The organism is Mucilaginibacter frigoritolerans (assembly GCF_007830615.1).
Lineage (GTDB): Bacteria > Bacteroidota > Bacteroidia > Sphingobacteriales > Sphingobacteriaceae > Mucilaginibacter > Mucilaginibacter frigoritolerans.
On sequence record NZ_VLLI01000023.1, the window covers coordinates 1 to 12,713 of the forward strand.

Annotated in this window: 7 protein-coding genes and 1 pseudogene; 5 read left to right on the plus strand and 3 right to left on the minus strand. The window is 39.9% G+C overall.

Annotation, left to right across the window (positions count from 1 at the left end; genetic code table 11):
- The 3 genes and pseudogenes from JN11_RS23945 to JN11_RS23955 all read right to left on the minus strand — a co-directional run.
- Window positions 1-191, minus strand: a pseudogene (locus JN11_RS23945) (IS1182 family transposase); the annotation flags it as partial.
- A 284-nt stretch (window positions 192-475) separates the two neighbouring features.
- Window positions 476-1,084, minus strand: a complete 609-nt coding sequence (locus JN11_RS23950) for a hypothetical protein (protein WP_144916803.1) — start codon at window positions 1,082-1,084, stop codon at window positions 476-478.
- A gap of 1,406 nt (window positions 1,085-2,490) precedes the next feature.
- Window positions 2,491-3,603: an AAA family ATPase gene (locus tag JN11_RS23955; protein WP_144916805.1), complete on the minus strand. Its 1,113-nt coding sequence runs from the start codon at window positions 3,601-3,603 to the stop codon at window positions 2,491-2,493.
- A 579-nt stretch (window positions 3,604-4,182) separates the two neighbouring features.
- Between JN11_RS23955 and JN11_RS23960 the strand changes: the two genes are divergently transcribed.
- From JN11_RS23960 to JN11_RS23980, 5 genes are all read left to right on the plus strand, one after another.
- On the plus strand, window positions 4,183-4,752 hold the full coding sequence (locus JN11_RS23960; protein ID WP_144916807.1) for an RNA polymerase sigma-70 factor: 570 nt from the start codon (window positions 4,183-4,185) through the stop codon (window positions 4,750-4,752).
- A gap of 76 nt (window positions 4,753-4,828) precedes the next feature.
- Complete coding sequence (locus JN11_RS23965) at window positions 4,829-5,962, plus strand: FecR family protein (RefSeq protein WP_144916809.1); 1,134 nt, start codon at window positions 4,829-4,831, stop codon at window positions 5,960-5,962.
- 301 nt (window positions 5,963-6,263) lie between these two features.
- A complete protein-coding gene (locus JN11_RS23970) occupies window positions 6,264-9,500 on the plus strand; it encodes a SusC/RagA family TonB-linked outer membrane protein (protein ID WP_170227843.1) in 3,237 nt (1,078 codons plus the stop codon).
- 22 nt (window positions 9,501-9,522) lie between these two features.
- Window positions 9,523-11,112 (plus strand): RagB/SusD family nutrient uptake outer membrane protein, encoded by a 1,590-nt coding sequence (locus JN11_RS23975; RefSeq protein WP_144916812.1) that lies wholly within the window; start codon window positions 9,523-9,525, stop codon window positions 11,110-11,112.
- A gap of 102 nt (window positions 11,113-11,214) precedes the next feature.
- The gene (locus JN11_RS23980) at window positions 11,215-12,711 is read left to right on the plus strand and encodes a glycoside hydrolase family 28 protein (protein WP_246139088.1); all 1,497 of its coding nucleotides are present in this window, start codon (window positions 11,215-11,217) and stop codon (window positions 12,709-12,711) included.
- Window positions 12,712-12,713 lie beyond the last annotated feature (2 nt).

Consider the following 12,713-nt stretch of genomic DNA (forward strand, 5'->3'; position numbering starts at 1 on the left):
AATAACTTGAAAAATACAATCGGGTCGATGCTCTTTTGCCCATCCTTACCATAATACTTAGCTGTAGCTGTGTATAAAAACTGAAGGTCTAATACCTCTTTTAACTTTCTGTAAATATTGTCCGATGGGACACGGTCAGACAACTGGAAATTGGTAAAGAGCTTTTCTTGATATTGTTTCTTGCCTTGCATGTTATTAAGATACTAAAAATCAATATCTTAACATAATATTGTCAAAAAATATTCGCTTCGTTGTGCAACAGCCACATCCTGCTTGGATACCTAATAATTTAAGCGTCTCGCTTAAAATGAAAAAGGCAGGCCGTTTAAGCGGGATGCTTAAATTGTCGATGTTAAATTATTTTACTTGAACAGGCGACTTGTTAGTTCCCTGTAAAATATTAATCAACGGGAAAGAGTCCGCGCATTCCTCAAGATTTTCTGGTTAAAGATTCCGTTCTGGAAATGCAAAGTAATCATTTACAAACTCCAACTGTTTTAATATGTAGAAAATAAGTTATGGTTGCATAAATGTTTATGGCTGGCAGGTCCGAGGGAACAATTATAAACCATTTGCTCCCTAGAGGCGAAGACGAAATTTTTCTTTCGAAAGGTGACGAAATATTATTCCGGCCAGACTCGACGATTTCAGATGGGATTTCGTTGGCGTTTAGTTTGAATCGCCATATTACCGTAGTCACGGGTTGATTATTATTATCGCCGGAGCGTATCAGTAATGGGGCAGGATTAAACCGCTGTCCTGCAGGAACCTCATTATAAAGAATAAACGCCCTGCTATTAGCAATTCCTGGAAACACACCAGCGGTTGTTATGGCGATTTCTACATAATCGTCATTGTTTGTGATCGACCAAGGAATTGTAACAGCTTTTGTATTTATACTACAGTCATTGTTTTGGGTAGGAGTCTGAAATGTCTTTGAATCAGGGACGTCAACTTCTAAGTGTCCGTTGACAGCACTAAAAAGATAAGAAGTTTCGTCGTCTATTTCATACGTAGCTGGCGGTGTTACTTTACAACTAGTAAACCATAGTGCTGCGAGTATAATAAGTATTAGTTTTTTCATCCTATCTATATATTATCATTGGCAATATTATTCCCATGAATGGTCTTTTTTCAATTTGTGGAATGTAAGTTATTCCATTTTGATTTATCGTAATGCATTGAATTTTAATCTTGGTGATGACTTTAGATGTAATTACATCAGTAACAGTAAAATTCACATTTGGGTCTGTGAAATAAAACTTTATATATGCTGATGAAAAGGTCGCAATTCCCCTAATAGTAGTAGGCGACTCGAAATCAAAATCATTATTGTATTGATTCGAAGATATCGAATAATTAGTGGATACATTATTGAAATGAATTGTAAAATTCGCTTGATTCGTCATTCCAATTCGTTTCAAAACGATTGTTCCACAAGAGGCTCCGGGGCAACAATCGCAACAAGAATGAAGGATTTTATTTCCGAACAGTGTGTACAATCCCGTTACCTTCATCAAAGAATCAAAAGATAAAGAGTATTCGCCAAAAGAACGTTGGTTAATTAAAGACAACGCGAAGAGGGAAGGTAACACATCAGTTTTAAAGTGGCTTGAAATTATAGGATTTTTTAATTTCAATGTAAAATCCCGATTAAAATCGATCTCGCAACAGTCTTTGCAGTTAGCTGATTGCGAAAAGCAAACAGTGCCTTGCAAAGTAAATAATACGGTTAATATTAAAAAGGTACACTTCATCTGGTTAAAATAGTAAGCAATAAGGTTGAAAATAATTATCAAAATAATTAATGAAAATTTTTAAAATAGGTGAACTATTTAATATTCAACATATTCAACGATGATTATCTATTTATAGCATTCGACATTTCTCCCATCCATCTAAGTATCTTAGTTATGACCCATAACTAACTGCATCCCTTATGTTCATTTCTTTAATTTTTTAGCAATTAAAAAATAAATCAATTTATATTACCTAGATACCAGGAACCGTAACATTCTCTTAATTTAGCTTTTATCCAAAAGATAATGAGTCTGCGGAGCATGTTAAGTAGTTATTTGTTGAAGTTAAATACTTGATTTACAATAAACAATAGTGAAAACACTGTATCTGTATAGTGAAAACACCCGTCCATCCAGACATCTTGCCTGGACACATCATAATTTAAGCGTCTCGCTTTAATAAAAAGAAGTGGGCAATTTAAGCGGGACGCTTAAATTTTCGGTATTCTTTGCCTTTGTTGGAGTTGTCTCCAACAAACCGAATTTATGTCGGTACTTTAACCATTATAATGTATAAGTGCGCCAAATTTAGTCTTTGATAAGGTTCAATGTGAGGTTCAGGTTAATATCGTAATAATATAAATTTTCATAATTCCTACCCACAGAAATTTGTAGATTGTTGGAGACAACTCCAACAATGGCGGTGAGGTTCCTAACTATGGACAAACTATACCTGTAGACTGTGTCTACACTAACTTCCGGCATAGTAATCCTTCGCTAACCTTTTCAACACCCTATCCACTGTAGAGGATGACAACCTTGTTTCGGAAGCTATTTGGCGCATGCTGAGGCCTTGCTGGCGCAGTTGCAGTATGCAGTTTTCGGTATTGTGGCGGTATTGTTCGGTATAGTGCATTAAATGGTGGGCCTCGGTGCCGTAGCCGTTAAATTCAAACTGCAAAAAGTTATAGGGTTTTATAATGTTGCACAGGCATACGTTGGCGGCGCCGTACACCTGGCTGCTGCTGCGCTGCTTAATTTGTTTAAGGTATCGGCGGCCGTTTATGGTTTGGCTCTCGCCGATGGCAAAGGCACTGTCGGCAAAGTTGAGCAGCATTTTGCTGCCCTGCAAATCGTTACGGCTAACAGGTTTTACGGGGTTGCGCTTGGGGGTATGCGCCAATACCAATACCGAGAGGTGGTACTTGTTTTTAAGGGCCTGCAGGTTGCGCATTAAACTAATAGCGCTTGCTGCCGAGTCGGTACCGCTGCGCAGGCAGGTAATGTTATCAATAATGATGATGCGTGCACGGCTGCTGATGATGGCGTTTTCGAGCGCGTTGTTTATATAATCGGCATAGCTGGCAAATTTGTGTATGCCGTTAGCGGCGGGGTTAAATACCACGCGGAAAAAGTTGGGGGCAAAACGGTAGTTGCCATGCAGGGTGCTGGTGTACCGTTTTTCGAACTGTTTGGTGCTGAGCTCAAAATCAAAATACAAAATATTTTCGGGCTGCTGTTTTGTGGGGAAACCGGGCATGGGTTCGCCGCGGCTTATGCTGTTGCCAATTTGCACGGCCAGGATAGATTTGCCCACATTGGTATCGGCAAAGAGGATACAGAGCTCGCCCTCGTGCCAAAATTCGCCAAAAAGCATTTCGTCATGCTGCTGATCGTTGCCTAGTTGCAGCCAGTCGGCCGCGGGTTTAATGATAAAGGCCTCGCCGGGGTCGGGTGGGGGATCGGGCAGTGTTTCGGGCGTTTTACCTGGTTTAGCAGGCAACGGCGCTTGCGACATGGATCGGATGAGCTCAATTTCCATTGGCCGCTCCGCATAATGGCCGGGTTTGTTATATTGATTCATAAATTTTGGGATTTTATGCAAGGTACCCACGCCGCTGCAAATAAATGGTGACACTGTTTTGTCAGTAGGGAGCCCCACCTAAATCCTCTCCGCCTATAGGCGGAAGGACTTAAAAAAATAAACGAGGGGCGAAGCTGAAGTCTCCCCAACCGGGGGAGATTTAGAGGGGGCTAAGCCTCATCCTGCCCTCTCCGGGGGGAGAGGGTTCTGAACTTCGCTCTTTTAGAATCTTCTGTTTTGTCCCACAGGTGTGGCTAATTTGCGCGGAAATTGAGTTTTTTTGGCCCGCGTTGGCCCTGGCGGTAGTGTTAATTTGTTGATTTATAGGGATGTGGTGTTTCTTGCGTCTCTACGTGTTTTTCTTGTCCCCTGTATCTGCGGGACGGTGACCGGGCCATTAGGATAGATTGATAGAGGAGCACAAAATACCGGGTTATTTAGTTTTTGGGCTTAGATGAATGATGAGTAGTTTAGTCTCCACAAAATGGAAATGGCAACAAAATACTCTTTACAATTATTTAATGTAATAAAAAAATTACTTATTATTGGGTTTAGATTAATCAATGACAGGGTTGTACCATGCAAAATTACAGTTCATATACTGATGATGAATTAATTTGCCTGGTTAAAGAAGGTAACTTAAAAGCATTTGCTGAAATCCATAAACGGTATTATGGTTTACTGTACAGGCATGCTTTTAAAAGACTGCCGGATAGTGAAGAAGTAAAGGACCTGTTGCAGGAACTATTTACTTACATGTGGCATAACCGCGAATCACTTTCTTTAACTACAAGCCTTTCGGCCTATCTTTTTACTTCGGCCAGAAACCGGATTTTGAATGTTTTTAAACACGATAAGGTTAAAAATAATTATCTAAACTCGCTACAAAAATTTGTGGAACACGGCGAACCCCAAGCCGACGACCAATTAAGAATTAAGGAACTAATAGCTATTGTGGAGGCCGGAGTGGCACAAATGCCGCTGCAAATGCGCATTATCTTCGAAATGAGCAGAAATGGACATCTTTCCCATCAGGAAATAGCCGAAAAATTGAATATTAGCCCCCTAACTGTAAGGAAACAGGTACAAAATTCACTGAGAATTCTCCGGGTGAAACTAGGTCCTCATTTTTTTCTGCTTTTTTTATAAAAATATCTCATTTTCTTATACTCTATTACCTTTTGATAGTTGTCTATAGTATAAAAAGGCAAATACCAGGACGGCAATGCACAAAAAAGAATTAGAAGATTTACTGGAACGATATAATGCAGGTAATGCTACAAAGGCCGAACGCGATTTGGTTGAAACCTGGTATGTAGAATACGAATTGGAGCTACCTGCTGTTGATGTGCCTCAAAAAGAAATTGATCGGGCTCAAAATGAAAGTATAAAAGATTTATTAAGTAATCTGCGCAATAGTAGCCCTGCGTTAAAATTATGGCCCCGTTACGCCGCTGCAGCCTGTATATTGGCAATCTTGTCTTTAGGTGTTATTTATTTAAAGAAAAGTAAAACCAAAAATGTTGAGATAGCTGCCATTAAAAAGGTGTCTCACGATATTTTACCTGGCGGAAATAAGGCTATACTTACACTGGCTGATGGTAGTTCTATCGTAATCAGCGGCGACAAAAAGGGCACCCTTGCCAGTCAGAATGGTACCGTGATCACTAAAACAAAAGACGGGCAGATCCGCTACCAAAATACTAAAGGTAAAAGCACCGTTCCAGGGCTTGCTTATAACACAGCTGCTACGCCACGCGGAGGTAAATACCAGTTAATATTATCTGATGGTACTAAGGTTTGGTTAAACTCAGCATCATCTATAAAATACCCTGTGGAGTTTGCAGCCAATGAGCGCAGGGTGGAACTGACAGGTGAAGCTTATTTTGAAGTTGCCCATGATAAACATAAACCTTTTAGTGTTGTATCTAACGGCCAAACGGTAGAAGTTTTAGGAACACATTTTAACATAAACGCTTATGCTGATGAAAGTGAAGTGAAAACTACACTGTTAGCAGGTAGTGTAAAGGTAAGTTCGGCCGGTGTTACCAGCGTGCTTAAGCCGGGCGATCAATCGCAATTTGCTAAAGGCAAAATAAGCATAACCCAGGTTGATGTTGACGAGGCCGTTGCCTGGAAAGCGGGCTATTTTAATTTTAAAGATGACAATATCGAAACTGTAATGAGGCAATTGGCCAGGTGGTATGATGTAAATGTAAAATATGAAGGTACAATACCACCAAAAGAATACTCAGGCCAAATTTCAATGAATTTAACAGCTTCGCAGATATTGGATATACTGAGCTTTAATAAAACCCACTACCGGATAGATGGTAAAACAATAGTGATAACACCTTGATAATTGATTAAAATACTAATAAACAAACTAACTAATTTTTTAATTTATACCCAAAACGAAGAAGCTATGAAAGAATAACTACGATCTACCGGCTAATCAGCCCCAAATTGGTAATTCAAAAAAAACGTACCCCGACTGGCATCAGGATACGAATTTATTTGAGTTAACCCTCCCGCAAAACGGGAAAACAAGTTTAGTTCCTCTAATCAAGTCTTAACCCAAACTCAACAAAAGTATGAAATATAATGCTTTTTCTCAAGTCGTGCATAAAACGCGGCTTCCAAAAAAAATCCTATTGGTTATGAAATTGACTACGCTTTTGATGGTAATAGTCTTTTTGCAATGCAGCGCATCCGGATTCAGTCAGAAAATCAATCTGAATGAAACAAACTCTCCTTTAAAAAAGGTTTTACAACAAATAAATAAACAATCAGGATACGTATTTTTTTATGAATCGAGATATGTCCGCAACAAAAACGTATCGGTAAAAGTTCAAAATGTTTCGGTCGATGAGGCATTAACAGAATGTTTAAAACATGCATCGCTTACTTATAAAATCATTAATAATACCATAGTGCTACAGGAGGCTGATCCCGCAGTTGAGGCCCGCGCCAGGGAAATTGCCGCCATCACCGTTGAAGGTGTGGTTTATGATGATAAAAAACTTCCACTTCCCGGGGTTACTGTTAAAGTTAAAGACGGTACAGCAGGCACTGTTACTGATCTTTCGGGAAAATTTAAAATTAAGGTTGACGATAATAATGCTGTTTTAATATTTTCTTTTATCGGTTTCGCAAAAAAGGAGCTGCACGTTACACCTGGCGTTAGCATGGAAGTTTACATGGAACCCGATCATAGCAGTTTAAACGAAGTTGTGATTGTTGGGTACGGCTCAACCACCAAGAAAGAGTTAACAAGTGCTATTTCAACCGTTAAATCTGATGACTTTAATGCTGGTGTAGTTGCCACCCCGGCCGACTTGCTGGAAGGCAAAGTTGCCGGTTTAAATATCACTAATGATGGTAACCCTAACGGAACAGCATCGGTAACATTGAGGGGGCCATCTTCCTTACGCGGCGGAGATGCTTCAACCCCATTTTATATTATTGATGGTGTACCGGGTGCCGACTTTAATTTAATAGCACCATCTGATATTGCATCTATTGATGTGTTAAAAGATGCTTCGGCTGCGGCAATTTACGGTACGCGCGCAACAAATGGTGTAATTATAGTAACAACAAAGAAAGCCAAGGCAGGCCAGTTTCGGTTAAACTATGATGCCTATGCCTCGCTTGAAAAAATTTCAAATCAATTTGCTGTAGCTACTGCCGATCAGTTAAGGGCCTATGCAAAGGCCAATAATGAAAGTTTTACGCCTGCAAATGACAATGGCGGAAATACCAACTGGGAAAAAGCTGTAGAACGCAGCAGTGGTTTTTCACAAAACCATAATCTTTCTTTTGGCGGCGGTACCGACAAAGGTTCCTATGGTGGGAGTTTAAACTTTCTTCAGAATGAAGGTATTATTAAGACTAATAGCCTTGACCGTTTTATAGGCCGTATGTATGTTTCACAAAAAGCATTAAATGACAAATTAAAATTAGATTTTTCGGTAAGTAATTCTATTAGTAATTCAAACTTGCTGGTTAATGATTTTCCGGCAACCAGCATAAATGGGGCAAATCCCAATTTATTTAAATCGGTGGTTCAATATTTGCCTACCCGTACCATATACAATGCTGACGGAACGCTGTATACCGACCCTACTTTGCTCTTAGGTTATAACCCTGTAGGTCTGATCACCAACGATACATATAAGCAAAAAATCAATATTTTACTGGCAAATGCCAAAGCTGAGCTACAATTGCCATTTGGCTTGGTTTACAACCTTAATTTAGCTTATCAGGATAGAACTACTGCAGACAATACTTATCATGATGCAGCATCTGAGCTTGCCCAGAACCTTGGCGGTGTAGCTATTCGTTCGGAATATGAAGATACTAAAAAACTGCTTGAAAACTACCTAAGCTGGGGCCATAACTGGAATCATAAGCATGATTTTAAGGCCCTTTTTGGTTATTCTTATGATGAAACTACCACGGGAAACGGATTTCAGTCGACTAACGAAAATTTCGTTTCTGATGCCACCAGCTATAATAACCTGTCGTTGGGTACCGCGCCTGATGGCTACCGGGTAGACTATGGAACTACCGAAGTAGAAACCCTGCGACTGATCTCTTTTTATTCGAGGATTAATTACAGCTTTATGGATAAGTACCTGTTCCAGGCCTCTGTCAGAAAAGATGGATCAAATGCGTTTGGGGCTAATCACAGGTGGGGCTATTTTCCTGCTGTTTCGGCAGCATGGAGGATAACGGAAGAGTCTTTTATGAAAGATCAAACTTTGTTTGACGATCTGAAAGTAAGGGTAGGCTATGGTAAAACAGGCAACTCTTTAGGTTTTTCCCCTTACACCCCATTAACCCAATACGGAACAACCGGTACTTTTTATTATAACGGATCGTACATAGGTGCTATAGGCCCAACACAAAATCCCAATCCAAATCTACAATGGGAAACAACAGCCACCATTAACGCAGGTGTTGATTTCTCAATTCTTAAGGGCAGGCTTTCAGGCTCGGTAGACGTATACAATAAAAAAACCACCGATATGATTTCGGTAATACCGGTTTCTACGGTTACCTACCTGGTAGACTATCTTACTGCAAATGTGGGCAGTATGAGTAATAAAGGGGTTGAGATTTCTTTAACCGGTATCCCTGTAAAAACAAGCCACTTTAGCTGGGAAAGTTATGGTAACATAGCATTTAACAAAAACTTAGTTACCTCACTTGGGGTCAATCTTTCAAAAATTTACGAAGGTGATCCAGAAGGCCCGGGTCAAAGCGGTATTTACACCTCCATTATACAGGCGGGTTATCCTTTGGGAGAGTTTTATACTCTTAAATATATAGGCCGAACTAACGGCGTTTCTACCTATTTAGGTGCCGATGGCAAACCAACCACTACGCCGACAAGTGCCGATCAGACTTATGCAGGTAATGCGCAGCCAACCTATACATTCGGCTGGGGCAATAATTTCACGTACAAAAAATTTAGTCTGAACTTCTTCTTCCGTGGACAAGGAGGAAATAAAATTATGGATGCTTCATTGGCTAACTTTAACCAGCCAACGCAAGTTACTGATCACAATGTGCCAACACTTACCCTTAGCGAACCTGCAAACGATGTAAATGCTAATTTATATTCAACCAGGTACATCGAAAGCGGAGCATTTATCAGATTGAGTAATGCTACACTGGCTTATACAATTAAAGTGCCTGGTAATTATATTCACGGACTCCGTTTTTACCTAACCGGTACTAATTTATTTATTATTACCAAGTACAAAGGCGTTGATCCTGAATTGAACCTTAATCTTAATAATCAGCAAAGTGGGCAGTTTATTGGTGTGGATAACAATAATTATTATCCAAAAACCAGAGATTTCCTTGCCGGTGTTCAAGTTAATTTATAATCTATTATTAAAATCAATCAATATGAATCGTTTTAAACTATATACATATACAGTTTTAATTTACGGTGTGGCTTTGATTTGTTTTTCAAGCTGTACAAAATTAGATGTGCAACCGGTATCAACCCTCACACCGCAGAATTTCCCCACAACTCCAGCCCAATATATTGCTGCTACAGGTCCTATTTATACCTCATTTCGTGTTGGCCCGGGCAGACCATTTTGGTTATTAGAGAATTTGAGTACTGATGAAAATGTTTTGGTTGCCAGAGGTGGTAATTGGTACGATGGCGCACAGTATGCTCAAATGAACCTGCATACAGTTAATGCTGATAACCCCACACTTGATGCGGTTTGGCAATGGGGTTTTTCTACTATCAGTACCTGTAATCAGGTTTTATCATTATTTAATTCCGTTGCTGCAAGTACTGCAAAAAGTCAGACCGTGGCTGAAATAAAAACCATGCGGGCATTGTCTTATTTCTATATGATGGATAACTTTGGTAATATTCCCATCTCAAAAACCTTTGGCGATACCACCAACTTAGGTACACAAAGCAGGGCTACCGTTTTTGCCTTTATTGAAAGTGAGTTGCTGGCGCAGATCCCGAATTTGAGTGCTACCGTTGGCGTATCAACCTATGGAAGACCTACGAAGTATCTTGCTTATGCCATCCTTGCCAAAATGTATCTGAACGCGGAATATTACACTGGTACACAACGTTATAATGATGCTGTTGCCATGTGTGATAAAATTATCACCGGCGGCCAATATGGTTTGGATGCTGATTACCTTGCCATGTTTAAGCCGAATAATGGACCGCAAATAAAGGACTTTATTTTTGCAGTTCCCTACGATGGGGTAGAAGCGCAAGGGCAGTATTACGCACGCTGGACATTACATCCGGCACTGCAGGCAAAATATAGTATGCCATATGCTCCTGATGGTCCGATGTACACTTATTCAGCTTTTTATGCGCTTTATACAGATGCTAATGATGTACGTAAAAAACAATATTTAACCGGTAAACAGTATTACAATGATGGTACGCCTATATTGATCACCACTACTAACCAGGGATTAGATGCCAATTACAGCGGGTCTGATCCTGGTGGAACAGTTATTCATCAATTAGAATTTACTCCGAATATTGTGTGGACAAATGCTTCAATATTTGATATTGGGAACGATGAGTTAGCTAATGAAGAAGGTTACCGGAACAATAAATTTTATCCAGACAGTACATCAACCACCCGTAACCAGGGTAATGATGTTCCAATGTTCAGGTATGCGGATATTTTATTGGTGAAAGCAGAAGCTATACTGCGCGGTGCAACGGCTACCAATGGCGATTCGCCTTTAACCTTGATTAATCAGGTTAGAAACCGCGCAGGTGCCGCATCTTTAACATCTGTAACTTTATCAGATATCCTTGATGAGCGGGGCCGGGAATTTACAGTAGAAAGCTGGAGAAGAAATGATTTGATCCGTTTTGGACAATACGAAAAGGCATGGGGAATAAAAACAGATGTGAATGCACAACATCGCATCTTTCCGATACCTAATCCGGAAATACAGTTAAATCCAAAACTGGTGCAAAATCCCGGTTATTAATTACTGAGCAGCCTGTATGATATGAATACAGGCTGCTTTTATTTTTTAAAAGCTAATTTGTTAATGATGAAGTATGCAGGTATAATCTTACTGTTTTCACTAATGCTATCATCAGATTTGTTTGCTCAAAAAAACTATTTGATTACAACTTTTGGTGCAAAGCCGGATGGTATAACAAACAATGCTGTAGCTATACAGAAAGCCATAGATGCTGCCAGTTTAAACGGTGGTGGTAAAGTAATTGTACCTGCCGGCGATTTTGTAACCGGAGTAATTCGCTTTAAATCTGGAGTTGAGATTAGCCTGGAACAAAACGCAAGATTAATAGCAACTCCCAGGCGTTTGGATTACGGCCTTCAAAAGGCTTCTGCACTGATTATTGCCGACCATGTAAGTCACATCGCCATTACAGGTAAAGGCACCATTGATGGCAATGCTGCAAATTTGCTGGTGGATATTTACAGAATGCTCAATAATGGCACTCTTGAAGATAAGGAGTGGAAAACCTATAACGAATGGCACCAGTTAAGGCCTGCAGAAAAGAACAGGCCGCATATTATTGATTTTACAGCTTGTGATCATATTACTATAAAAAATATTACCATAAAAAACGGCTTATGCTGGATTCAGGATTATTCAGGCTGTAGCCATATGGTTATTGATAGTATTACCGTAGAGAGTAATACTTTTTTAAATAATGACGGAATTGATCTGGACGATTGCAAAGATGTAAAGCTAACCAACAGTTCGTTTAATGTTGCTGACGATGGTATATGCCTCAAGTCCTATAACGCGAACAGTTGCTGTGATAATATTTATATTGCTAATTGCAGAATCAGATCAAGTGCCAGCGCTTTTAAGCTGGGAACAGCTTCCCATGGCGGCTTTAAACACATCACCGTAAAAAACATACAGGTTTACGATACTTTTCGCTCGGCTATTGCCCTGGAAACAGTGGATGGTGGTTTTCTGCAGGATATAAACATCAGTAACATAGTTGCTAAAAATACAGGTAACGCAATTTTTATCCGTCGTGGCCAGCGTAATCCAAAAGCGGCTCCCGGTGTATTGAAAGGGATAACTATAAACAATGTAAAAGCCGAAATACCAGCGGGCAAGCCAGATACTGATTATGAAATGGCTGGCCCTGCAGAACCTTATCCTCATCATGTTTTTCCCGCTTCCATAACCGGCATTCCGGGCTATCCGGTTGTGGGTATTACTCTAAATCATATTGAAATAAGCTATGAAGGATCATCGGTGCCGGAGTTGAAGGAATATAACCCGGATGAAATGGACAAGATCCCGGAAAAAATAAGTGGCTATCCTGAGTTTTCGATGTTTGGCGAATTGCCAGCCTGGGGGCTCTATATGCGGCATGCCGAAAGTGTAGTATTAAAAGATATTAAACTCAGTTACCTTAAAAGCGATAAAAGGATAGCTTGTGTATTTGATGACATAAACATGCTATCATTAAATAATTTCAAAATTGCTAAAACCGAGAATTATCCGGTCATTCTGTTCAGAAATGTGAAAGGTAAAGTACTTAAAGATTTACAGCTGCCTGATGGCAGCAAAGCTGCAATACAGGTGAAATAGCT

Excerpts from the sequence above, each read along its gene's own strand:
- JN11_RS23955 (WP_144916805.1), bottom strand. The coding sequence starts at position 3,603 with ATGAATCAATATAACAAACCCGGCCATTATGCGGAGCGGCCAATGGAA.
- JN11_RS23950 (WP_144916803.1), bottom strand. The coding sequence starts at position 1,084 with ATGAAAAAACTAATACTTATTATACTCGCAGCACTATGGTTTACTAGT.
- JN11_RS23975 (WP_144916812.1), top strand. The coding sequence starts at position 9,523 with ATGAATCGTTTTAAACTATATACATATACAGTTTTAATTTACGGTGTG.
- JN11_RS23960 (WP_144916807.1), top strand. The coding sequence starts at position 4,183 with ATGCAAAATTACAGTTCATATACTGATGATGAATTAATTTGCCTGGTT.
- JN11_RS23980 (WP_246139088.1), top strand. The coding sequence starts at position 11,215 with ATGCTATCATCAGATTTGTTTGCTCAAAAAAACTATTTGATTACAACT.
- JN11_RS23970 (WP_170227843.1), top strand. The coding sequence starts at position 6,264 with ATGAAATTGACTACGCTTTTGATGGTAATAGTCTTTTTGCAATGCAGC.
- JN11_RS23965 (WP_144916809.1), top strand. The coding sequence starts at position 4,829 with ATGCACAAAAAAGAATTAGAAGATTTACTGGAACGATATAATGCAGGT.